The sequence below is a fragment of the Streptomyces sp. NPDC002032 genome (genome assembly GCF_042890765.1).
GTDB lineage: Bacteria > Actinomycetota > Actinomycetes > Streptomycetales > Streptomycetaceae > Streptomyces.
This window is the reverse complement of sequence record NZ_JBIASM010000009.1, coordinates 265,122-288,143: the sequence shown is the minus strand read 5'-3', so window position 1 is coordinate 288,143 and position 23,022 is coordinate 265,122. Positions and strand designations below refer to the sequence as shown.

The 23,022-nt window shown below is 74.8% G+C and carries 20 protein-coding genes; 11 read left to right on the top strand and 9 right to left on the bottom strand.

Annotated features, from left to right (window positions below; all coding sequences use genetic code 11):
- Positions 1-261: 261 nt before the first annotated feature.
- Positions 262-1,107, bottom strand: a complete 846-nt coding sequence (locus ACFYYT_RS22630) for a siderophore-interacting protein (protein ID WP_351825370.1) — start codon at positions 1,105-1,107, stop codon at positions 262-264.
- 48 nt (positions 1,108-1,155) lie between these two features.
- The gene (locus tag ACFYYT_RS22625) at positions 1,156-2,061 is read right to left on the bottom strand and encodes a 5'-3' exonuclease (RefSeq protein WP_351825425.1); all 906 of its coding nucleotides are present in this window, start codon (positions 2,059-2,061) and stop codon (positions 1,156-1,158) included.
- 1,179 nt (positions 2,062-3,240) lie between these two features.
- Between ACFYYT_RS22625 and ACFYYT_RS22620 the strand changes: the two genes are divergently transcribed.
- The 3 genes from ACFYYT_RS22620 (at position 3,241) to ACFYYT_RS22610 (ending at position 6,673) form a co-directional block, all read left to right on the top strand.
- Complete coding sequence (locus ACFYYT_RS22620; protein ID WP_351825368.1) at positions 3,241-5,217, top strand: peroxidase; 1,977 nt, start codon at positions 3,241-3,243, stop codon at positions 5,215-5,217.
- A gap of 129 nt (positions 5,218-5,346) precedes the next feature.
- The gene (locus tag ACFYYT_RS22615) at positions 5,347-5,952 is read left to right on the top strand and encodes an XRE family transcriptional regulator (RefSeq protein ID WP_351825366.1); all 606 of its coding nucleotides are present in this window, start codon (positions 5,347-5,349) and stop codon (positions 5,950-5,952) included.
- Between the two features lie 4 nt (positions 5,953-5,956).
- Positions 5,957-6,673 (top strand): helical backbone metal receptor, encoded by a 717-nt coding sequence (locus ACFYYT_RS22610; protein ID WP_351825365.1) that lies wholly within the window; start codon positions 5,957-5,959, stop codon positions 6,671-6,673.
- Between the two features lie 91 nt (positions 6,674-6,764).
- Here ACFYYT_RS22610 and ACFYYT_RS22605 read toward each other — a convergent pair whose 3' ends face one another.
- Positions 6,765-7,916: a TDT family transporter gene (locus tag ACFYYT_RS22605; RefSeq protein ID WP_351825363.1), complete on the bottom strand. Its 1,152-nt coding sequence runs from the start codon at positions 7,914-7,916 to the stop codon at positions 6,765-6,767.
- Between the two features lie 70 nt (positions 7,917-7,986).
- Here ACFYYT_RS22605 and ACFYYT_RS22600 point away from each other — a divergent pair, with 70 nt between their 5' ends.
- Positions 7,987-8,910: a LysR family transcriptional regulator gene (locus ACFYYT_RS22600; RefSeq protein WP_351825361.1), complete on the top strand. Its 924-nt coding sequence runs from the start codon at positions 7,987-7,989 to the stop codon at positions 8,908-8,910.
- 181 nt (positions 8,911-9,091) lie between these two features.
- Here ACFYYT_RS22600 and ACFYYT_RS22595 read toward each other — a convergent pair whose 3' ends face one another.
- From ACFYYT_RS22595 to ACFYYT_RS22580, 4 genes are all read right to left on the bottom strand, one after another.
- Entirely contained in the window at positions 9,092-9,871 is a 780-nt protein-coding gene (locus ACFYYT_RS22595; protein ID WP_351825359.1) for a hypothetical protein, read from the bottom strand.
- Positions 9,872-9,950: 79 nt separating this feature from the next.
- Positions 9,951-10,658, bottom strand: a complete 708-nt coding sequence (locus ACFYYT_RS22590) for a gamma-glutamyl-gamma-aminobutyrate hydrolase family protein (RefSeq protein ID WP_351825357.1) — start codon at positions 10,656-10,658, stop codon at positions 9,951-9,953.
- A 48-nt stretch (positions 10,659-10,706) separates the two neighbouring features.
- On the bottom strand, positions 10,707-12,176 hold the full coding sequence (gene eat, locus ACFYYT_RS22585; RefSeq protein WP_351825355.1) for an ethanolamine permease: 1,470 nt from the start codon (positions 12,174-12,176) through the stop codon (positions 10,707-10,709).
- A gap of 160 nt (positions 12,177-12,336) precedes the next feature.
- Entirely contained in the window at positions 12,337-13,083 is a 747-nt protein-coding gene (locus ACFYYT_RS22580; protein ID WP_351825353.1) for an FCD domain-containing protein, read from the bottom strand.
- A gap of 77 nt (positions 13,084-13,160) precedes the next feature.
- On the opposite strand from ACFYYT_RS22580, the gene ACFYYT_RS22575 reads away from it, so the two are divergent.
- The 4 genes from ACFYYT_RS22575 to ACFYYT_RS22560 all read left to right on the top strand — a co-directional run bounded on the left by ACFYYT_RS22575 (position 13,161) and on the right by ACFYYT_RS22560 (position 18,209).
- Positions 13,161-14,525 (top strand): glutamine synthetase family protein, encoded by a 1,365-nt coding sequence (locus tag ACFYYT_RS22575; protein WP_351825351.1) that lies wholly within the window; start codon positions 13,161-13,163, stop codon positions 14,523-14,525.
- A gap of 118 nt (positions 14,526-14,643) precedes the next feature.
- Complete coding sequence (locus ACFYYT_RS22570; RefSeq protein WP_351825349.1) at positions 14,644-16,008, top strand: aldehyde dehydrogenase family protein; 1,365 nt, start codon at positions 14,644-14,646, stop codon at positions 16,006-16,008.
- Positions 16,009-16,013: 5 nt separating this feature from the next.
- The gene (locus ACFYYT_RS22565) at positions 16,014-16,799 is read left to right on the top strand and encodes a 3-oxoacyl-ACP reductase (protein WP_351825347.1); all 786 of its coding nucleotides are present in this window, start codon (positions 16,014-16,016) and stop codon (positions 16,797-16,799) included.
- A gap of 108 nt (positions 16,800-16,907) precedes the next feature.
- The gene (locus ACFYYT_RS22560) at positions 16,908-18,209 is read left to right on the top strand and encodes a haloacid dehalogenase-like hydrolase (RefSeq protein WP_351825345.1); all 1,302 of its coding nucleotides are present in this window, start codon (positions 16,908-16,910) and stop codon (positions 18,207-18,209) included.
- 42 nt (positions 18,210-18,251) lie between these two features.
- On the opposite strand, the gene ACFYYT_RS22555 is transcribed toward ACFYYT_RS22560, so the two are convergent.
- The gene (locus ACFYYT_RS22555; protein ID WP_351825343.1) at positions 18,252-19,445 is read right to left on the bottom strand and encodes an amino acid deaminase/aldolase; all 1,194 of its coding nucleotides are present in this window, start codon (positions 19,443-19,445) and stop codon (positions 18,252-18,254) included.
- Between the two features lie 119 nt (positions 19,446-19,564).
- Between ACFYYT_RS22555 and ACFYYT_RS22550 the strand changes: the two genes are divergently transcribed.
- Genes ACFYYT_RS22550 through ACFYYT_RS22540 form a run of 3 tightly spaced genes read left to right on the top strand, consistent with a single transcriptional unit; the run spans position 19,565 to position 22,301 of the window.
- Positions 19,565-20,356: a hypothetical protein gene (locus tag ACFYYT_RS22550; RefSeq protein WP_351825341.1), complete on the top strand. Its 792-nt coding sequence runs from the start codon at positions 19,565-19,567 to the stop codon at positions 20,354-20,356.
- Positions 20,353-21,558, top strand: coding sequence for a type VII secretion-associated serine protease mycosin (mycP, locus tag ACFYYT_RS22545; RefSeq protein WP_388609016.1), 1,206 nt, complete (start codon positions 20,353-20,355; stop codon positions 21,556-21,558). Before ACFYYT_RS22550 ends, mycP begins: the two co-directional genes overlap by 4 nt.
- Before the next feature lie 2 nt (positions 21,559-21,560).
- Positions 21,561-22,301, top strand: coding sequence for an SseB family protein (locus ACFYYT_RS22540; RefSeq protein WP_351824158.1), 741 nt, complete (start codon positions 21,561-21,563; stop codon positions 22,299-22,301).
- Between the two features lie 85 nt (positions 22,302-22,386).
- Here the strand turns inward: ACFYYT_RS22540 and ACFYYT_RS22535 are convergent, their stop codons facing one another.
- On the bottom strand, positions 22,387-22,767 hold the full coding sequence (locus ACFYYT_RS22535) for a DUF1844 domain-containing protein (RefSeq protein ID WP_351824156.1): 381 nt from the start codon (positions 22,765-22,767) through the stop codon (positions 22,387-22,389).
- Between the last annotated feature and the right edge of the window lie 255 nt (positions 22,768-23,022).

Sequence of the window (23,022 nt, the reverse complement as noted above, 5' to 3'; positions counted from 1 at the left end):
TGGGCTCTGCCCCGTAAGCGCGGGGCTTCGCCTGGGCTCTGCCCCGTAAGCGCGGGGCTTCGCCTGGGCTCTGCCCCGTAAGCGCGGGGCTTCGCCTGGGCTCTGCCCCGTAAGCGCGGGGCTTCGCCCGCGGTCTCCGCGCCTCGAGTGCCGGGGTGCTGGTTGTGGCGTGGGCGCGGGGGCCGCCGGGGCTGTGTCCCGGCGGCCCCCTTGAGGCTGCCCGGCGTTGGCGGGTTCAGCCGCGCGGCCCAGGGGGCCGGGTCAGGCGGCGGCGCGGGTGGGGAGGTCTTGTTCCGCTTCGACCGTGGCGTTCCAGTCGCGCTTGATCGCGCGCCAGCCCTCGTCCGTCTCGCCCTGACGCCAGTACCCCGAGATCGAGAGGCGCTCGCGCGCGACGCCGCGGTCCAGGCGCAGGTGGCGGCGGAGGTCCTTCACGAACCCGGCCTCGCCGTGGACGAAGACGTGGACGTCCGTCGAGGGGAACTCCATCGAGGTCACCGCCTCGACGAGCGCCGCGCCCACCGGGCGGTCCCCCCGGTGCAGCCAGACCGGGACGACCCCGTCCGGGGTGGCGATCTTCTGCTCGTCGGCCGGGCCGTCGACCTCCACGAACGCGTGCACCCGCGCACCCGCCGGCATCCGCTCCATCGCGGCCGCGATGGCCGGCAGGGCGCTCTCGTCGCCGGCCAGGAGGTGCCACCCCGCCGTCGGGTCCGGCGCGTACGCGCCGCCCGGGCCGAGGAAGTGCACCGTTTCGCCGGGCTGGACGCGGGCCGCCCACGGGCCGGCCAGGCCCTCGTCGCCGTGGACGACGAAGTCCAGGGTCAGCTCCCGGTGCGAGGGGTCCCACGCGCGGACCGTGTAGGCGCGCTGGCGGGGCCAGGCCTCCCGGGGGTGCGTCGAGCGGATCTGTTCCAGGTCCCAGGGCTCCGCGTAACGCACGCCCTCGGGGGCGAACAGGAGCTTCACGTAGTGGTCGGTGTACACGCCCGTGCCGAAGTCGGCCAGCCCGTCACCGCCCAGCACGATCCGGACCATGTGCGGCGTCAGCCGCTCGGTGCGTACGACGACTGCGGTGCCGACTCTGCGGGCGCGTCCTTCTGCCACGGCGTCTCCCTGGAACTGACAAAGCTTAGGATTACCTAAGTTAGCACCTCATGGGCGCAGCGCGCTGCTCAGGCGTGACATGGCTCCTCCCAGCCCCCACTGATGTGCGAGCGCATCGACCGTCTCAGGGTGCTTCGGGACGCGGGGAAGTGCCGGATCGAAGGCTGGAAGCGGGACGTCCGAGGCCACCTGGACGACCTTGGGAGCCACTGCCAGGTACGGGCGGGACTCGTCGAGCCTCCTGCGCTGGGTGGGGGTCAGCTTCGACTTCGGGTCGTCGACGGCCGCGAGGATCCCGGCGAGGTTCCCGTACGCGTCGAGGAGCTTCGCCGCCGTCTTCTCGCCGATGCCCGGCACGCCCGGCAGGCCGTCGCTCGGATCGCCGCGCAGCAGGGCGAGGTCCGCGTAGCCGGGGCCGTCCACCCCGTACTTCTCGCGCAGCCAGGCCTCGTCCGTGACCTGGAGGGTGCCGACGCCCTTGAGGGGGTACAGGACGCGGCGCCGGCGGGAGTCGTCCACCAGCTGGTACAGGTCCCGGTCGCCGGTGACGATGTCCACCGGGCCGGTCGCGCGGGTGGTGAGGGTGCCGATCACGTCGTCGGCCTCGTACCCGGCGACGCCGACCCGGGCGATCCCGAAGGCGTCCAGTGCCGCCTCGATGACCGGCACCTGGGGGGCGAGCGTGTCCGGGGTCTCCTCCACGTCGGGGCCGGTCTCCGTCTCCTCGGCGACCCGGTGCGCCTTGTAGGACGGGATCAGCTCCACCCGCCAGTGCGGCCGCCAGTCGGCGTCCATGCAGGCCACCAGGTCGTCGGGGCGGTGGTCCTGGACCAGCCGTCCGATGAAGTCGAGCAGCCCGCGCACGGCGTTGACGGGGGTGCCGTCGGGAGCCTTCACGGAGTCCGGCACGCCGAAGTAGGCGCGGTAGTAAAGGGAGGCGGTGTCCAGGAGCATCAGGCGTCGTGTCGTCACGGAGTCGATGATGCCGCACCGGCGGCGGGGCGCCCGGGGGTGATCGCCGCGTCACTCCAACAGTGCGTCCGGCGCGCGCGGTCGCGGGGTTTCGCGGAGGGTGTTGATCACTGGCAGGACGTTCTGCCCGCCCGGTCCCCCCATGCGAGGAGTCTCGGACGCCCATGGTCGTTTCCGCCGCCCCCGGTCCCGCCGACGTTCTCCGCGGGGCGGCGGGGCTCATAGGCCCGGCGCCGGCCGCGGATCCGGCTCCCCCGGGCGGGCGGCCCGTCGAGCCCGTGGGCGAAGTCCCGGTGCGGGGACGGGAGTCGCTCGCCGCGTAGGCCGGTCCGGGTGGGTCCGGGGCGTGGCTCGCCGTCTCCCGCCGGGTTCTGGGGCGGGGGCCGGTGGCTCCGGGCCCGGGCCCGGGCCCCTGCGGCCGTTCCGGTGCTCCTGCTCCAGTACCCGGCCCCGGCCGCGGCCGCGTGCCGGCCGGGGCGGGGCGGCTTGGTCCGGTTTCGGCCCAGGCCGTGCCCGTGGCCCGGGTCCGGCCCTGCTCGGTTTCGCTGGTGCTGGTGCTGGTGCTGGTGCTGGTGCTGGTGCTGGTGCCGGTTCGGTTCCCGTCCCCGCCCCCGTCCGGATTCCCGTTCCCGTCCGATTCCCACCCGATCCGCTCCCGCTCCGGTTCTGGTTCTGGTCCGTCCGGGTCCGGTTCCGTCCAGGGTCCGGTTCCCGTCCGGGTCCGGGTCCGGTTCGGGTCCGGTTCGGGTCCGGTTCGGTTCGGGTCGGGTCCGGGTCCGGTCGGGGTCCGGATCTGTCCCCGCTCGGGTCCCGGCCCGGTTCCCGGTCCCCGTCCCGGTTCCCTCCCAGTTCCCGTCCCCCTCCCGCTCCCCCTCCCGGTCCGGTTCCCGTTCACGTTCCGGTTTCCGTGCGTGCCGCAGTCCCGGCCGTTCGGCCGGTCCGGCTTCGGTTCGCGTCCCGTCACCGGTCCGTGCACCGAGCTCGTCCTCGTCCCGGTCACGGCGCGTGTCCCGCGCCTCGGCCCCGTCCCGGTCCGCTTCCGGCGTGCGTCCTGCGCCCCGCTCCCGCTCCGTGCCGGGTCCCGGCTTGGGCTCGCCCCCGGTCCGCCCGGTGGCGTCGTTCCCCACCGCCCCGTTCCGCCCCCTCACCCAGGAGACACCGATGGATGCCGTCCAGACCCCGAGCCCCGCCCGCCGGGCCGTCCTCGTCGCCGGGGCGGGGGCCGCCGCCCTCGCGGTGTGTCCCCGGGCCGTGGCCGCGGCGGCGGTCCCGGCCGGGGCCGCCGCCGTCCCGCCGGCCGCGCGGGCCGGGGCCGCCGAGCTGCCGTTGCGCGCCGACCGGACCACCCAGGGCGACATCCTGGCGGGCTCCCGCAAGGACCACGCCTGCCTGCTGCTCGTGCACTTCCGCGAGGCGGCCCCGGCCCGCCGCTGGCTCGCCAAGCTGCTGCCCGAGCTCTCCACCACCGAGGAGATGGCCCGCTTCAACGCCCTCTTCAGCGCGGCCCGGCTCAAGGCGGGCGGCGCCGACCCCGCCTCCCTGTCGGCACTGTGGACCGGGCTCTCCCTGACCTACCCCGGCCTGCGCCTGCTCGCGGGGCGCGACCCCTTCCCGGCCGTGGTGCCCGGCAGCACCGCCGAGGCGTTCGCGCAGGGCGCCGCCCGCCGCGCCGAGGCACTCGGGGACACCGGCACCAGCGCCCCCGAGTCCTGGCTGTTCGGCGCCGAGGAGCCCGGGCGCGCCGTGCACGCGGTGCTCAGCCTCTCCGCGGACGACCCCGCCCGGCTCGCGAGCGCCGTCACCCGCCACCGCGAGGGCCTCGCCACCGCCGGGGGAACCGTCGTCTTCCGGCAGGACGGGGGCACGCTGCCCGGAGCCCTGCGCGGCCACGAGCACTTCGGCTTCGCCGACGGGATCAGCCAGCCCGGCGTGCGCGGCTTCCACGCCCCCGACCCCGCGAACGGGGCCACCGTCCAGGGGAAGCCCGGGACCCGGCTGGTGCCGGCCGGGGAGTTCCTCGTAGGGCAGGAGAAGGCCGGGCAGCGGCCCGCCGGACTGCCCGCCTGGGCCACCGGCGGCGCCTTCCAGGTGGTCCGGCGCCTTGCCCAGGACGTCCCCGGCTGGTGGGAGCAGGCCGGGCAGCGGCTCGCCGAACTGAAGAAGTCCGGCGCCGCGCCGCCCGACGCGACCCCGACCTGGGTCGCGGCCCGGCTGGTCGGCCGCTGGCCCGGCGGCACGCCCATCGCGGGCTGCCCCCTCGCCGAGGAGCCGGGCCCGATCGGCGCCGACCCCGACGCCGCGCTGGCCTACGCCGACGACGCGCAGGGTTGGCACACCCCGCTGTTCGCCCACATCCGCAAGGGCAACCCGCGCGACGGCCTCGTCCTCGGCCCCGGCCGGCCCCCGCTGGCCGCCGCCGAGTTGGACGGACGCCGCATCATCCGGCGCGGCATCCCCTTCGGCCCCGCCTACGACCCGGCGCAGGAGGACGGCGAGCACGGCCCGGACACCCCGCGCGGGCTGCTCTTCATCGGCTACCAGGCCGACCTGGTCCAGCAGTTCGAGTTCGTCGCCAAGAAGTGGATCAACGAACCGGACTTCCCGCCCGGGCGCAACCCGCGCGTCGGCGCCGACCCCGTGCTCGGACCGGACTCCCCGGTCACCTTCGAGACCGCGTCCGACGGCGGCGGCAGCCGGGCCACCACCCTCCGCTTCGGCCGCTTCGTGCGCACCGAGGGCGCCCTGTACGCGTTCACGCCCTCGCTGACCACCCTGCGCGCCCTCGCCGACGGCTCCCTCGACGATTCCGTCGAGGTCCACCCCGGTACGGTGCTGCGCCCCGGCGACGTCCTCGACGCCGGCGCCGCCCGGCTGACCCTCGGGGCCGACGGGGACCTCGTGGTGCTCGACGCCGCCGGGGCCCGCCGCTGGAACTCCGGCACCGCGGGCACCGGCCACGACGCCCTGTTCTCGTACGACGGCGAGCTGACCGTGCGCACCGGCGCGGGCGGCCCGGCCTGGAGCAGCGGCACGGCGGGGCACCCCGGCGCGCGGCTGCTGGTCAGACCGTCCGGCGACGTCGTGATCCTGGACGGTGACCGCGTGCTGTGGCGCGCCTCGGGAGGCGGCGTAGGGTGACCGCGGGACCACGGCGAGCCACCGGGCGGGGGCCCGGTGGTCCCATGGGCGCGAATCCGGGGGCGGTTGCTGCGTAAGGTGCTTACAGCACACCGATGTGCGACGAGGACAGGGGAGGGCAGCCCCGAAATGAACGCCAAGGAAGACGGCAGTGACAAGGAGAAGGACTCAAAAGAACCGCTGCGGGTGGGCGTGGCCGTACGCAAGAGACGCCGTGCGCTCCACCTGACCCTCGCCGCGGTGTCGGCGCGCAGCGGTCTGTCCGTCCCCTTCCTGAGCCAGATAGAGAACGAACGGGCCCGCCCCAGCATGCGTTCCCTGGAGCGGGTCGCCGACGCCCTGGAGACCACCGCGGTCGAGCTGCTGGCCGCCTCCGACACGGCGCGCACGGTGGACCTGGTCCGGGCCGGTGACGAGCCCGGGCTCGAACCGGTCATGGGCGTACGTCCCCTCGTACGCGGTCACCACCAGCTGCACGCGCTGGAGTTCAGCGGGGACCAGGACGCCGGCCGCGAGTACCAGCACCGCAACGACGAGCTGATGTACGTGGTCTCCGGTGCCTGCCAGGTGGAGGCCGAGGGGCGGGCGTACCGGCTGGAGAGCGGGGACGCGCTGTTCCTCTCCGGCGGGGTGCGGCACCGGTGGCGCGCCGTCAGCGAGGACACCCGGCTGCTCGTGGTCGCCGTCGGCGACCACATCCACGCCACCTCCGAGCCCCCGTCACCGGGACGCTGAGCCGGTGCGCGTCGTCTCGCTCGTGCCGTCCCTGACCGAGGCGGTGGCGGTGTCCGCGCCCGGACTGCTGGTGGGGGTGACCGACTGGTGCACGCACCCGGCGGAGCTGGGGGAGGCGGCGCGGATCGGGGGTACGAAGAACCCCGACGTACGGGCGGTGCTCGCCCTGCGCCCCGACCTGGTGATCGCCAACGAGGAGGAGAACCGGGCCCCCGACCTCGACGCGCTGCGGGCGGCCGGGGTGGAGGTGCTGGTCACCGAGGTCCGGGACCTGCCGCAGGCGCTGAGCGAGCTGGAGCGGGTACTGGTGGGGGCGCTGGGGCTGGAGCGGCCGGAGTGGCTGTCGCGGGCCGGGGAGGCCTGGGCGGTGGTGGAGCCCGTCGGAGCGTTCACGGTGTTCGTGCCGGTGTGGCGGCGGCCCTGGATGGTGCTGGGCCGGGACACCTTCGCCGGGGACCTGCTGGCCCGGCTCGGGGTGCGCAACGCCTACGCCGGGCACGCGGAGCGGTACCCGAAGGTGCCGGCTGCCGAGCTGGCGGGGAGCGGCTGCGATCTGGTGGTGCTCCCGGACGAGCCGTACCGCTTCACCGCCGGCGACGGTCCCGAGGCCTTCCCGGGCCTGCCCGCGGCCCTGGTCAGCGGCCGCCACCTGACCTGGTACGGGCCTTCGCTGGCGCAGGCCCCGGCGGTACTGGCGGCGGCGCTGCGGGCGGCCCGGTAGCGGCCCGGTAGCGGCTCGTCGGGGGCCTGTCGGCGGCCCGGCGGCGCGGCGACCCGGCGGCCCGGCCCGTCCGGCGGCGTTGCGGGCGGCGTCAGCCGGTCCTGGGCAGCAGGCGGCCGGTGAACAGGCCGCGCAGGGTGTGGGCGGCGGCGAGCAGCCAGCCGGCGAGCAGGCCGAGGAAGAGGGCGGCGGCCAGCCAGGCGAAGGCGTCCAGGCCGGTGTGGCGGGCCAGTCCGGCGGCGCCGGTGACGCAGGTGCCGACGGGGAAGGTCAGGGCCCACCAGGTCATCGCGAAGGGCATCCCGGCGCGGGCGGCCCGCACCAGCATCGCGCCCGCGAGGGCCAGCCAGAGCAGGGCGAAGCCCATCACGGGGACCCCGTAGACGACGGCGAAGCCGGTCAGGGCGTCCGCGTAGGGGGCGGCGATGGCGTGCGGGGCCACGTCGGCGAGCTGGTTGACGGCGGTGGTGGACTGGCCGAGGGGGCCGAGCACCAGGAACAGCGCCGGGGTCATCACCAGCGGCAGGGGGCCCGTCACGATCAGCCGTCCGAAGATCAGGGGGAGCAGCAGCAGGGTGGCGAGCAGGCTCACGCCGAACATGGCGTAGCAGGCCAGCAGCATCGCCTCGCGGGGCTGGCCGGCGGGCAGGTGCGCGACGAGCAGGGGGCCCAGCGCGGCGGAGACCATCGGGGCGACCACGGGCAGCAGCCAGACGGGGCTGGCCTGGGCGGCCTCCACCTTGTGCCGCACCACCATCAGGTAGGGCACCACGACCGCCATGACCAGGCCGATCGCGGTTCCGGCGGTGAACAGCACGGCGTCGGCGACAACGGCCGCGTGCTCCCCGATCAGGTCCTTGCCGACGATCAGGGTGCCGCCGCCGACGGCCAGCAGGGCCATCGAGAGGCAGCCGTAGAAGGGGGCCACGGCGGGGTCGAGGAGATGGGCGCGGGCCTGGTCGCGGTGGTGCAGCCAGTGCCCGGCGCGGGCGGTGAGCAGGACGGCGAGGGCCACGGCGGACAGCGCCCAGACGGCCTGGCAGGCCACGCGCTGGCCGGGTACCTGGTACGGGAGGGTGGCGCCGGCGTTGGCGACGATGGCCGTGCCCATGACGCAGGCGTACCAGTTGGGGCCGAGGTGGCGCAGCGCGGGGGCCTTGTGGGTCCGGGGCGCGGTGGCGGCGGTGCCGGTGGTGCCGGTGGTGTCGGCGGTGGTGCGGGGCGGTGCGACGGTGGTGACCATGGACCCAGCCTCGCGGCGGGGGCGCGCGGACGGCAGAGGTCATCACCCTATGAGGCCATAAACTGATGTTATGGGTAATGAGGAGTGGGTTCCGCTTGCGCACCGCGTGCCGGACCTGGGCGCGCTGGAGCTGCTGCTCGCCGTGGCGCGGGTCGGCAGCCTGAGCGGTGCGGCGCGGCACCTCGGCATCACGCAGCCGGCCGCGAGCAGCCGGATCCGCGCGATGGAGACCCGGCTCGGGGTCGCCCTGGTCGACCGCTCGCCGCGCGGCTCGACGCTGACGGCCGAGGGCGCGCTCGTCACGGACTGGGCCCGGCGGGTGGTGGAGGCGGCCGAGGCCTTCGACGCCGGGGCGCAGGCGCTGCGGGGCCGCCGGGACTCACGGCTGCGGGTGGCGGCCAGCATGACCATCGCGGAGTACCTGCTGCCGGGATGGCTGATCGCCCTGCGCGGGGAGCGGCCGGACACGGCGGTCTCGCTGCACGCCGGGAACTCGGCGGACGTGGCCCAGCGGGTCCTGGGGCACGAGGCGGACCTGGGCTTCGTGGAGGGGCTGTCGGTGCCGGACGGCCTGGACTCGGCGGTCATCGGGCAGGACCGGCTGGTCGTGGCGGTGGCCCCGACGCACCCGTGGGCCCGCCGGTCGAAGGGGGTCCAGGCCTCCGAGCTGGCGTCGACCCCGCTGATCCTGCGGGAACGCGGCTCGGGCACCCGGCAGGTCCTGGACGCCGCCCTCGCGACGGCCGGCGGGCTGGCGGCCCCGCTGCTGGAGCTGGCCTCGACCACGGCCGTGAAGGCGGCCGCGCTCGGCGGCGCCGGGCCGTGCGTCCTGTCGGAGCTGGCGGTGGGCGACGAGCTGGCGGCGCGGCGGCTCGTGGAGGTCCCGGTGCCCGGCGCGGCGCTCGGCCGGGCCCTGCGCGCCGTCTGGCCGGCGGGCGCCCGGCCGGCGGGCCCGGCGCGCGACCTGCTGTCGCTGACCCGGCGCCGCCCGTAAAGCGTCCGCGGCCGGGCGGAAACCGGGGTCCGGGAGTCGAGCGTCGGGGATCCGCGACAGCCGCGACAGCCGCGCCCCGCCGAGGGCGACCTCACCGGTCCGTGGCGCGCAGATGCGCGCCGGCAGCCGCCCCGGCAGGGAAACCCGCGTCGGGGCAACCGGCGCCCGGGCCCCTTCGGGCTCACTCCCCGGAGCGCAGCGCCTTCGTCAGGAGGACACCCGCGACGATCAGCGCCACGCCCAGCCACCACACGTTGTCGAAGACCAGCACCGCGATGCCGACCGGCACCAGCAGGCCCGCCAGCGGCAGCAGCAGCCCCGCCGCCCGGGGCGGCGCGGCCGCGCCGCTCGCCCGGGCGCGCACGACCTCCGGGTACCAGACGGTGAACCGCAGCGCGGCGACGATGGCCAGGATCTGGATGATCCAGCCGGTCCAGAGGTTGTCCGGGTTGTGCAGCACCAGATCCCCGTACCCGCCCGCCAGGGCCGCCACCAGGAAGGCGAGCCCCCACACGCCGGTGATCACGTAGTTGGTCCGCAGGAAGGCGGGCGTGTGCCACAGGGACGGGTCCACCTGCTCCCGGGCGTACTGGAGGGTGAACGGCATCCGCAGCGCCATCGAGCCGAAGGCGATCGCGGTGAGGGCGAGGTTCGAGACCTCTCCCGCGTACGTCTCCAGCCAGCGCAGCGTGCCCGGGCTCGCCAGCACCCCGACGACGGCCATGGCAGCGAAGAAGACCACGTCGGCCAGCTCCAGCAGTTTCCAGGAGCTGCCGGGGTGGACCAGGCGGCCGAGGACGACCAGGGCGACGATCGAGGCCAGCGCCAGGCCGACCGCGAGCTCGAACCGCCCCGGTCCCACCAGCAGCGAGAAGATGATCCACGGCGCCATCCCGACCATCGGGTTCTCCAGGATCCCGGAAACCCGGCCGGTGGTCGTGCCGTTCGCCTCCGTCCGCATCCTTCCAGGGTGCGCGCCGCCGGGACGGGCGGCCAGTCGCGGGGCCAGTCGCGGGGCCCGGCCCCGCGACTGGCCGCTCTCAGGCCACCAGGACCGCGCGGCGGGCGGTGGCCGCCTCGATCAGGGCCGCCATCACCCGGGTGTCCTTGTCCCGCTCCGGGTGCCACTGGACGCCCATGACCCAGCGCGAGCGGTCCGGGTCCTCGATCGCCTCCACCGTGCCGTCCTCGGCGTACGCCGAGACGACCAGGTTCCGGCCCAGCCGGTCCACGGCCTGGTGGTGGTAGGTCGGGACCTCCGCGACCTCCGGGACCAGCGCCGCGTAGCGGGTTCCGGCGACCGGGCGGACCGGGTGCCAGGAGGTGACGCCGGGGGCGTGGACGTGGCCGTCGATGTGCTGGATGAGCGTGCCGCCGAGGGCCACGTTGAGCGCCTGCATGCCCCGGCAGATCCCCAGGAACGGCGTACCGGACTCCAGGGCCGCCCCGGTCAGGGCCAGTTCCCACTCGTCGCGCACTGTCGCGGGCGCTCCCGTACGGGGGTCGCGCGCTGCCCCGTAGCGCACGGGGTCGACGTCCGGGCCGCCCGCGACGATCAGGCCGTCCACCCGGCCCAGCACCTCCGCGGCCCGCGCCGTCTCGTCCGGTGGCAGCAGCACGGCCGCGCCGCCGGCCGCCTGGACGAGTTCGTAGTACCCGGTCGGGACGAGGGAGGTGGGCAGGTCCCACACGCCGTAGCGGGTGGATTCCTCGACGTAGGTGGTGATGCCGATGAGCGGCCTGGGCACGGTGATACCTCCAGGGTGGTGCCGGACAACGGAAGCGGGGTCAGGATTTCAGTCGCGGGTCAACTCCGCCTCGGCTGCCGCAAGCGCGGCGAACTCCTCCTCGGGCGCGGAGGCGACCAGGTGGTGGCGACTGTAGAACGCGAAGTAGGCGAGGGCGACGGCGTAGACGGCGAGCGCGATGAACGCCGCGTCCTTGTCCACCAGGAAGGTGGCCACCAGCGCCGACAGGGCGAGCACGAAGGCGACGGAGGAGGTCAGGACGCCGCCGGGGGTGCGGTAGGGGCGTTCCAGGCCGGGCTCGCGGCGGCGCAGCACGATGTGCGAGAGGGCCATCAGGGCGTAGGAGATGGTCGCTCCGAACACCGCGATGTTCAGCATCCGCGCGCCGTTGCCGGTGGCCGCCGCGAGGGCGAAGCCGATGGCGCCGGGAATCACCAGTCCGAGGTACGGGGCCTTGCGCCGGGAGGTGAGCGAGAGGAAGCGCGGCAGGTATCCGGCGCGGGAGAGGGCGAACAGCTGGCGGGAGCCCGCGTAGATGAGGGAGAAGAAGGAGGCGACGAGGCCGGCGAGGCCCGCGTAGTTGACGAAGCGGCTCAGCGCGGTCGGGCCGCCGTCGCCCTCCAGCGCCACGACGAGCGGGTTGCCCGCGGACCGCACGGCGTCCGCGCCGTGGGCGCCGGTGGCGGCGAAGAAGGTGATCAGGGCGAGCAGGGCGAGGATGCCCATGGCGATGGCGAGAGCCCTCGGCATGGAGCGGACCGGGTCCTTGGCCTCCTCGGCGGCGAGCGGTACGCCCTCGACGCCGAGGAAGAACCACATGCCGAAGGGGAACGCGGCCCAGATGCCGAGGACGCCGAAGGGCAGCCAGGAGCTGGAGCCGAACGCGCTCGGGTCCACCGCGATGTTGTCGAGGGAGCCGGCGTCGAAATCGGTGAGTGCCCCGACCGCGAAGATCAGCAGCGCGGCGACGGCTATGGCGGTGACGACCAGGCTGAAGCGCAGGGCCTCGCCCACGCCCCACAGGTGGACGCCGATGAAGACGACGAAGCAGCCCAGGTAGACGGGCCAGCTGGAGGTGAGCCCGAACAGGCCGAGGGATTCGACGTAGTCGCCGATGAAGATGACGATGGCGGCCGGGGCGAGGATGTACTCGATGAGGATGGCCGTACCGGTGAGGAAACCGCCCCAGGGGCCGAGGGCGCGGCGGGCGAAGCCGTAGCCGCCGCCCGCCGTGGGCAGGATCGTGGACAGCTCGGCGAGGGAGAAGACCAGGCAGGCGTACATGGCGCCCATCAGGACGGTGGCGATGGCCAGGCCGCCGAAACCGCCCTTGTCCAGGCCGACGTTCCAGCCGGAGAAGTCGCCCGAGACGACGTAGGCCACGCCGAGTCCGGTCAGCAGCAGCCAGCCGGCGCTGCCGCGGCGCAGGGTGCGGCGCTTGAGGTACTCGGCTTCCGCGTCCCCGGGGGAGGGCGGGGCGGATGCGGATGCGGGTGCGGGTGCGGTGTCGTCGGCCATGTGCGCTCCTGCCTAGGGCAATGCGATGCAATGGTTGTGAGGCGTACCTTTGCGTCCGGGGTGTGGCAGGCGCAAGACCCTTGCGTTAAAGAGCGGTTACGAAACCGCGCCCGGCCCTCCGCCCGCACCCCCCGCCCGACCCGTCGCCCCCCCCGCCCCCTCAGGCCAGGAACCCGCGCAGCAGGGCCGCCGTGCCGCAGCAGTGCTCGCGCATCACGGCCCGCGCCCCCTCGGCGTCCCGCTCCAGTACCGCCTCCACCAGGGCGGTGTGCTGCTGCTGCGAGTGCTCCAGGTTGCGCACCAGCAGCGGGATGCAGTCCAGCAGGTCGTTCACGGTGGCCCGGACGGCCGCGTACTGGGCCGTCAGGGAGGCGGACCCGGCGAGCTCGCACAGGGTGAGGTGGAAGAGGGTGTCCTGGCGGCGGTAGTCGGCGAGCGGGGCGTCGTGGGTGGCGGTGAGCGCGCGCAGCAGCCGCTCGGTGCCCTCCTCCGTCAGCCCGTGGACGGCGCACAGTCCGGCCGCGCCCACCTCCAGCACCTCGCGGAAGCGCAGCGCGTCCTCGATGTCCACCCCCGCCACCCGTCGGCGCAGCTCCTCCTCGGCGGCGCCGGCCGGGGTGTCCGGGCGGGCCAGCACAAACGTTCCGCCGTACCGCCCGCGCCGGGCCTCGACCAGGCCCTGGTCCTGGAGCACCTTCAGCACCTCGCGCAGGGTGACCCGGCTGATCCCCATCCGCTCCGCCAACTCGCGCTCCGGCGGCAGCCGTTCCCCGCCGGGCACCAGGCCCAGCCGGACCACCTGGAGGATCTGTTCGAGGGCCTCCTCGAAACCGTTGCCCGCCCGCACCTGCCGCAGTACGGGATTCAGCCGTGCGATCGCGCCACCCTCGCCCGCCGTGTCGGTCATCTCGGCCCCTCCCCTTCCCAAGCAATGGTCTCATTCAATACCTTAGGCCCACTCGGCTCACCGAAGGAGAGATTCCAGTGGTAGACCGCAAGCCCCCGCTCGCGCCCGAGGAGCTTCGCGCCCTCGTTGCGAGCGGTGAGATCGACACCGTCGTCCTGGCCTTCCCCGACATGCAGGGACGCCTCCAGGGCAAGCGGTTCGCCGCCCAGTTCTTCCTCGACGAGGTCCTCGACCACGGCACCGAGGGCTGCAACTACCTCCTCGCCGTCGACACGGACATGAACACCGTCGACGGTTACGAGATGTCCTCCTGGGACCGCGGCTACGGCGACTTCGCCATGCACCCCGACCTCGCCACCCTGCGCCGCATCCCCTGGAACCCCGGCAGCGCCTTCGTCCTCGCCGACCTCGCCTGGAACGACGGCTCGCCCGTGGTCGCCGCCCCCCGCCAGATCCTGCGCCGCCAGCTGGAACGCCTCGCCGGGCACGGCTACACCGCGGCCGTCGGCACCGAGCTGGAGTTCATGGTCTTCCGGGACAGCTACGAGGAGGCCTGGAACGCCGACTACCGCGGTCTGACCCCGGCCAACCAGTACAACATCGACTACTCGGTCCTCGGCACCGGCCGCGTCGAGCCCCTGCTGCGGCGCATCCGCAACGAGATGCAGGCCGCCGGCCTGGTCGTGGAGTCCGCCAAGGGCGAATGCAACCTCGGCCAGCACGAGATCGTCTTCCGCTACGACGAGGCGCTCACCACCTGCGACCAGCACTCCGTCTACAAGACGGGAGCCAAGGAGATCGCCGCCCAGGAGGGCGTCTCGCTCACCTTCATGGCCAAGTACGACGAGCGCGAGGGCAACTCCTGTCACATCCACCTCTCGCTGGTCGACGCCGACGGCAACAACGCCATGGCGGGTGACGGGGCCGGCGGTATGTCACCCGTGATGCGGCACTTCCTGGCCGGGCAGCTCGCGGCCCTGCGCGACTTCTCCCTTCTCTACGCCCCCAACATCAATTCGTACAAGCGTTTCCGCCCGGGATCCTTCGCCCCGACCGCGGTCGCCTGGGGCCTCGACAACCGCACCTGCGCCCTGCGCGTGGTCGGCCACGGCCGCTCCACCCGCTTCGAGAACCGCCTCCCCGGCGGCGACGTCAACCCCTACCTCGCCGTCTCCGGCCTGATCGCGGCGGGCCTCTACGGCATCGAGAACCGACTCGAACTCCCCGAGGCCTGCACCGGCAACGCCTACACCGGCGACTACGCGCACGTCCCGGCCACCCTGCGCGAGGCCGCGGAGCTCTGGGAGAACAGCGAGATCGCCAAGGCGGCCTTCGGCCCCGAAGTCGTCGCGCACTACCGCAACATGGCCCGCGTCGAACTCGACGCCTACGACTCCGCCGTCACCGACTGGGAACTGCGCCGCTCCTTCGAACGCCTGTGACCCCGGGCCGCGGCCCCGGCCCGCGGCCCCGGCCCGCGGCCCCGCCCGTCGTCCCGCCCGCAGTCACGCCCGTAGTCACGCCCGTAGTCACGCTCACCGAACCTCTGAGAGGCACCACGTGTCCGACGCGCTGGAAGTCCTGAATCCGGCCACCGAGGAAATCGTCGCCACCGTCCCGGCCGCCACACGGGACGACGTCGACGCCGCCGTCGTACGGGCCGCCGCGGCCCAGCGCGGATGGGCGGCCGCCGCCCCCGCCGACCGGGCCAGACTCCTGCGGCGCTTCGCCGCGGTCGTCGACGGACACCTGGAGGAACTGGCCCGGCTGGAGGTCCGGGAGGCCGGCCACACCATCGGCAACGCCCGCTGGGAAGCGGGCAACGTCCGCGACCTGCTGGACTTCGCCGCCGGGGGAGTGGAACGCCTCTCGGGCCGTCAGATCCCGGTCGCCGGCGGCATCGACGTCACCTTCCTCGAACCCCTCGGCGTCATCGGCGTGATCGCGCCCTGGAACTTCCCCATGCCGATCGCCGCCTGGGGCCTGGCCCCCGCCCTCGCCGCGGGCAACGCCGTCATCCTCAAGCCCGCCGAGACCACCCCGCTCACCGCCCTGCGCCTCGCCGAACTCGCCCTCGAAGCCGGGATCCCCGAGCACCTCTTCCAGGTGCTCCCCGGCCACGGAGCGGTCGCCGGGGACGCCCTGGTCGAGCACCCCGGAGTCGCGAAGATCGTCTTCACCGGCTCCACCCGCGTCGGCAAGCAGATCATGTCCAAGTGCGCCGAACGGGTGAAGCGGGTCACCCTCGAACTCGGCGGCAAGAGCCCCAACATCGTCTTCGCCGACGCCGACCTGGAAGCCGCCGCGGCCGCCGCCCCGATGTCCTTCCTCGACAACACCGGCCAGGACTGCTGCGCCCGTACCCGGATCCTCGTCCAGCGCTCCGTCCACGACCGCTTCCTGGAGCTCGTCGCCCCGGGCATCGAGGGGGTGGTCGTCGGTGACCCGGCCGACGAGAAGACGCAGATGGGGCCGCTGATCTCGCGGCTCCAGCTGGACCGCGTACGGTCCTACGTCACCGACGACCTCAGCGCGGTGCGCGGCACCGCCCCGGAGGGACCCGGATTCTGGTACCCGCCGACCCTCGTCACCGGCGCCGACCCCACCGCGCCGGTCGCCGCCGAGGAGGTCTTCGGTCCGGTCGCCGTCGTCCTGCCCTTCGAGGACGAGGAGGACGCCGTACGCCTGGCCAACGCGACCGAGTACGGGCTCTCAGGCTCCCTGTGGACCCGCGACCTCGGCCGCGCCCTGCGCGTCTCACGCGCGGTCCAGGCCGGCAACCTCTCCGTCAACTCCCACTCCAGCGTCCGCTACTGGACCCCCTTCGGCGGCTACAAGCAGTCCGGGCTCGGCCGCGAGCTCGGACCGGACGCCCTCACCGCTTTCACCGAAACCAAGAACGTCTTCATCAGCACGGAGGCCTGACCAGCATGTCGAACGAAGAGATCATCTGCCGCCGCCTCGTCGGCCGCACCGCCGTCATCACCGGAGCCGGCAGCGGCATCGGCCTCGCCACCGCCCGCCGCCTGGCCTCCGAAGGTGCCAACGTCGTCTGCGCCGACATCGACGAGCGGGCCGGCAAGGCCGCCGCCGAAGAGGTCGGCGGCACCTTCGTCCAGGTCGACGTCACCGACCAGGAGCAGGTCGAGGCCCTGTTCAAGACCGCCTTCGACACCTACGGCTCGGTCGACATCGCCTTCAACAACGCCGGCATCTCGCCCCCCGACGACGACTCCATCCTCACCACCGGCCTCGACGCCTGGCGCCGCGTCCAGGACGTCAACCTCACCTCCGTCTACCTGTGCTGCAAGGCCGCCCTGCCCTACATGCAGCGCCAGGGCCGCGGCTCCATCATCAACACCGCCTCCTTCGTCGCCATCATGGGCGCCGCCACCTCCCAGATCTCCTACACCGCCTCCAAGGGCGGCGTCCTCGCCATGTCCCGCGAACTCGGCGTCCAGTTCGCCCGCGAGGGCATCCGCGTCAACGCCCTGTGCCCGGGGCCCGTCAACACCCCGCTGCTCCAGGAACTGTTCGCCAAGGACCCCGAGCGGGCCGCCCGCCGCCTCGTGCACATCCCGCTCGGCCGGTTCGCCGAGCCGACCGAGATCGCCGCAGCCGTGGCCTTCCTCGCCAGCGACGACTCCTCCTTCATCAACGCCACCGACTTCCTCGTCGACGGCGGCATTTCCGGCGCGTACGTCACTCCTCTCTAAACGTTCACCCCCGTACCACCCTCCCGACAGCCGGGCGTCGCACGACGCCCGGCTGTCGTGCTCCAGCGTCCGCGACGATCTTCATCAGAACCAGGAGTGACCACCTCAGTGACCCGACCCAGCTCCACGCGCCGGTTCCAGGCCGTCGCCGCCGCCGCGCTAGCCGCAGGCACCCTCGTCGCCACCGCGCCCGCCGCCCAGGCGACGGCCCGCCCCGGCGCGCACTGCACCACCCCGAAGCTCGCGGCCGGCTGGTACGGGGACAACCGGGCCCGCCTCCAGCAGCTGATCGACCAGTACGGCGGCTGCGACCCGTACCGGCCCACCCGGGCCAAGCCCGTCGCCGTCTTCGACTGGGACAACACCGTCGTCAAGAACGACGTCGGCGACGCCACCATGTTCTGGCTGCTGCGCAACGGCAAGATCCGCCAGCCCGCGGGCGGCGACTGGACCACCACCAGCCGCTACCTCACCCCGGCCGCCGCGCAGGCCCTGGCCGCCGCCTGCGGCCCGCTCGCCCACCCCGGCACCCCGCTGCCCACCGGCACCCCGCAGGGCGCGGCCTGCGCCGACGAACTGAACGCCGTCTACGGCACCGCCGCCACCCGTACCGGCGCCGCGGCCTTCGCCGGCTGGGACCGGCGGACGATCGAACCCGCCTACGCCTGGCTGCCGCAGCTGACGCAGGGCTGGACCGCCGCCGAGGTGCGCCGCTTCGCCGCCGCCGCCCGCGCCGAGAACCTCGCCGCCCCCGTCGGAGCCACGCAGCGGGTCGGCACGAGCACCACCGCCACCGGCTGGGTCCGCTACTACGACCAGCAGCGGGACCTGATCAAGGGCCTCCAGAAGGCCGGCTTCGACGTGTGGATCAGCTCCGCCTCCCCGCAGCCCGTCGTCGAGGTCTGGGCCCAGGGCGTCGGCGTCCGGGCCGACCACGTCATCGGCATCCGCAACACCACCGGCCCCAACGGCGCGTTCACCGCCCACCTCCAGGGCTGCGGATCCGTCGAGGACGGCGCCGACACGATGATCACGTACGTCGACGGCAAGCGCTGCTGGATCAACAAGGAGGTCTTCGGGGTCCACGGAGCGGCCGCCGAGAAGATCCAGCCCGCCACCCGCCGGCAGGTCTTCGCCGCCGGCGACTCCGACACCGACATCTCGTTCCTGCGCGACGCCACCGCCCTGCGGCTCGTCGTCAACCGGAACAAGAACGAGCTGATGTGCCGCGCGTACGACAACAGCGACGGCAAGTGGATCGTCAACCCCATGTTCATCGAGCCCAAGAAGCAGAAGACCAGCCCCTACCCCTGCTCCACCACGGGCTACGTCGACCACGACGGCACGCCCGGCCCCGTCCGCCGGGGCGACACCAGCATCGTCCCCGACCAGACGGACCGCGTCTTCTAGCGAAGGCGAAGGCGAAGGCCGGACACAACTGGCCGGAGACCCCTAGAGGAAGGTGCGGCCCTCGCCCCGGTACGTCGGGGCGGTGGCCGTCACCCGGTCGCCCTCGACGAGGTGCAACGTATCGAAGCGCTCGCACAGTTCACCGGCCTTCGCGTGCCGGAACCAGACCCGGTCGCCGATCAGCAGATCGTCCGCCGGGCTCCCCAGCAGCGGCGTCTGCACCTCGCCCGCGCCCTCCTGCGGGTCGTAGCGCAGCCCCGCCGGCAGGTACGGCACGGGCAGCCGGTCGGCGCCCGCGGCGCCCGACGCCGGATAGCCCCCGCCCAGCACGGTCACCACCCCCACCCCCGGCCGGCGCACCACGGGCTGCGCGAACAGCGCCGCCGGACGGCCCCGGAACGAGGTGTAGTTGTCGAACAGCCGCGGCACGTACAGCCCCGATCCGGCGGCGATCTCCGTCACCGCGTCCTCGGCGGCCGTCCCGGCCACGCTCCCGGTCCCGCCGCCGTTGACGAACTCCAGGTCCGGCACCACCGCGCGCACCGCCCGCACCGCCTCGGCCCGCCGCGCGGCCAGCTCCCGGCGGGCCGCGCCCTGCATCAGCCGGATCATCCGTGAGCGCACCGGCCGGCCGGCCAGCGCGTCCCCGACCCCGGCGATGTGGCCCTCGTACCCCATCAGGCCCACCACCCGGAACCCGGGCCGCTCGTTCACCACCCGTGCCAGCGCGGCCAGTTGCCCGGGCTCCCGCAGGGGCGAGCGCCGCGCACCGACCCGGACCCGGCCGCCCAGCAGGTGCAGGGCCGTGTCCAGCTCCAGGCAGACCCGGACCTCCTGCGCGCCCCCGTCCCGGGACCGGTCGATCAGCTCCAGCTGCGCCGGATCGTCCACCATCACCGTGACGGCGGCGGCCAGCTTCGGGTCGTGCGCCAGCTCCCCGAACGCGGACCGGTCCGCCGAGGGGTAGGCGAGCAGCACGTCCTCGAACCCGGACCGGGCGAGCCACAGCGACTCCGCGAGTGTGTACGACATGATCCCGGCGAACCCCGGCCGCGCCAGGACCCGTTCCAGCAGGGCTCGGCACCGCACCGACTTGCTCGCGACCCGGACCGGCTTCCCGGCCGCCCGGCGCACGAGGTCGTCGGCGTTGGCGTCGAAGGCGTCGAGGTCCACGAGGGCCAGCGGCGCGTCGAGATGAGCGGTCGCCCGGTCGTACCGAGCCCGGTCGGAAGTCATGGGCGGCAGCTTGCCAGACCCTTCTACCGGTGGGTAGGCCCCGGCCCGGGCGGGGGCGGCGCCCGGGGACCGTAGAGTACGGGCAGGCAGCCGTACGGAACGGGGGGCGGAGCCGCCGCATGACCACGTCGACACCACGGACCGAGGTCCTCGGCGAGCCCGGACCGCCCGCGTCCCCGGCCCCGCGCCGCCGCCCCGGCCGGATCGTGGCCGCCGCCCTGTGCGGACTCCTCGGCACCGGCCTCCTCGCGGGCGCCGCCGCCGGCGCCTGGCGGCAACACCGGGCCGACCAGCGCCCCGTGACCCCCGAAGCCGCCTACCGCACGGCCGCCGGCCTCTGGCACACCGCCCCCGCCGACAGCCTCCTGCCGCCCGTGCTCGACGCGCCCGACAGCGGCCCCGGCGGCGCCGACCGCAGCTGGACCCGGCTCGCGCTCGCCCCCGACGCCGACTGCGCGGCCGCCCTCCCCGCCGACTGGCGGGCCGCCCTCGCCGCCACCGGCTGCACCCGCGTGCTCCGCGCCACCTACACCGACGCCACCCGCAGCTCCCTGGTCACCGTCGGGCTGGTCTTCACCCCCGCCGACGCCACCGCCATGGACGGGCTCCGCGGCCGGCTCCCGGCCCCGCCCGCCTACGAGTACGCCGACTCCCGCCGGGCCGCCTGGACGGCGGGCGTCGCCGCAGCGGCCCCGGCCGTCGTCTACGCCGTCTCCGCCTTCGCCGACGGCCGCGCCATGGACGCGCCGGTCCCCGCCGAAGCGGCCATCCGCCAGGGCGCCACCGGGGTGGTCGCCGAAGCGGGCCTGGGCCATGGCGCCCGGGCCGTCGCCGACCGGGTCGAACGCGCCCTCGGCGCCCTCGCGGCCCCGCCCGCCCCGCCCACGGCCACTGCGGAGCACCACGGATGACCCCCGCCCGCCGCGCGGCCGCCCGTGCCCGCGCCACCGCCACCGGCGCGCTGGCCCTGGCCGCCCTGCTGACCGCGCTCGCCGCGCCCCCGGCCGCCGCCGACACCATCCGCGACCGGCAGTGGGGGCTGCTGGCCCTGCGCGCCGAGGAGGCCTGGGGCACCACCCAGGGCGACGGGATCACCGTCGCCGTCCTCGACACCGGCGTCGACGCCACCCACCCCGACCTCAACGGCCAGGTGCTCGACGGCACCGACCTCGTCGGCATGGGCGCCGGACGCGGCGATCGCGCCTGGGCCCGGCACGGCACCGCGATGGCGAGCATCATCGCGGGCCACGGCCACGGCCCCGACCGCTCCCAGGGCGTCCTCGGCATCGCCCCCCGCGCCCGGATCCTCCCCGTCCGCGTCATCCTGGAGGAGGGCGACCCCGGCCGCGCGCGGGCCCGCGACAGCAAGTCCGGCGCCCTCGCCGAGGGCATCCGCTGGGCCGCCGACCACGGCGCCGACGTGATCAACCTCTCGCTCGGCGACGACAGCGACACCGCCCACCACGAATCCGCCGAGGACGAGGCCGTCCAGTACGCCCTCGGCAAGGGCGTGGCCGTCGTCGCCTCCTGTGGCAACGGCGGCGAACGCGGCGACCGCACCTCCTACCCGGCCGCCTACCCCGGGGTCATCGCCGTCGCCGCCGTCGACCGACAGGGCCGCAAGGCCCCCTTCTCCACCCGCCACTGGTACGCCGACGTCAGCGCCCCCGGGGTCGACGTGGTCATCGCCGACCCCGACCGGGCCTACTACGAGGGCTGGGGCACCAGCGCGGCCGCCGCCTTCGTCTCCGGCGTCGTCGCCCTCGTCAAGGCCGCCCACCCCGGCCTCTCCCCGGCGCAGATCGAGCGGCTGCTGGAGGACACCGCCACCGACGGCCCGGCCGGCGGCCGCGACGACGCCCGCGGCCACGGCACCGTCGACCCCGTCGCGGCCCTCCAGGCCGCCGCCCGGCTGCGCCCCGAGGCCGCCGCCCCGGCCCCCGTCCCCGCCGCCCGCCGCTACTTCGGCCCGGGCCCCGACCCCGTCCGCCCGCCCGAGCGGCGGCCGCGGCTCGGCGTGGGCGCGGCGGCCGCAGGCGGAGCGGGCCTGCTGGTGCTGGCCGCCGTACTGGCCCGGCGGCCACGCCCCGCCCGGCGGGATAGGGTTGGGTAACTGTGGCCACCAAGAACATTCCAGACCCCGGTTTCTCCGACGACGACGGCACCGCCGATCCCCGGCTGAGCGCGGCGCTCGCCGCCTGGGCCGCCGACCGCGCGGCCGAACCGGAACTGCTGGAGGCCCTCAAGGGGGCCCGCCTGCTGGTCCCCGTCGTGGCGGTGCTCGGCGAGGTCGAGACCGACCCGGAGACCGGCCTGCGGCGCGAGAAGACCAGCGACATGGCCGTCCCCACCCTGACGGCGGGCAACCGGCGCGCGCTGCCCGCCTTCACCTCGATCGCCTCGCTGGCGCTGTGGGACCCGGCCGCCCGGCCGGTCGCCGTCCCGCTGCACCAGGCCCTGGCCGCCGCCGCCCACGAGAAGGCCGACACGATCGTCCTCGACCTGGCCGGCCCCGTCCCCTACCAGCTGACGGGCTCCGCCCTGCTCGCCCTCGCCGAGGGCCGGACGGACGCCGGTCCGCTGGCCGATCCCGCCGTACGGGAAGCCGTACGGGCGGCCGTCGCCGCCGAGCCCGCCGTCCTGCGCGCCCACCTCGGCCCGGGCGGCGAGGGGGCCGACGGCACCCTCGCCGTCGTGCTCTCCGACACGGCCCCGCCCGCCCCCGCCGCCCGCCGGGTGGCCGAGGCCCTCGCGGCGGACGAGACCCTGCGCGGCCGGCTCGTGCGCGGACTGGACCTGGCGCTGCTCCCGGCCGACGCCCCGGTCCCGCCGGGGGAGCCGCTCTTCACGCGCTGAGGCGCGTACGCGCACACGCGAAAGGGGCGCCCGCCGGCAGTCGGCGGGCGCCCCTTTCGCGTTTCGCGCGCGGGTGCGGGCGGGATCAGGCGTAGACCGGGCCCGTGAACTTCTCGCCCGGCCCCTGGCCCGGCTCGTCCGGGACGATCGAGGCCTCGCGGAAGGCCAGCTGGAGCGACTTCAGGCCGTCGCGCAGCGGGGCCGCGTGGAAGGAGCTGATCTCGGTGGCGCTGGCGGTGACCAGCCCGGCCAGGGCGGTGATCAGCTTGCGGGCCTCGTCGAGGTCCTTGTGCTCGGAGTCGGGCTTGTCGAGGCCCAGATTGACCGCGGCGGCGCTCAGCAGGTGGACGGCCACCGTGGTGATGACCTCGACGGCGGGCACGTCCGCGATGTCGCGGGTCATGTCGTCGTAGTCGGGAGCGTCCGGGGCGGAGACGGGGGAATCGGAGGGCGTCGCGTCAGTCATGGCCCCCACGATATGCCGTGCGGCGGGCTTGCAACGCGGGTGCTAGTATGTACATCGACCGGCCGGACACCTGTGTGCCCGGCCCACAAGTGGAGGCTCCGATCTCCCACCTGACCACCCTCCGGGGAGGCAGGTCATCCGGTCAGGCGGTATCCATCGTTCCGTACGGACGATGGAAAGCTGCCCGAGTCTGCGCCCCGCGGTTCGCACGCGGCGGTGCTCCGGTTGTTTTGGAGCCCCTGCCTGTGCCCGGCG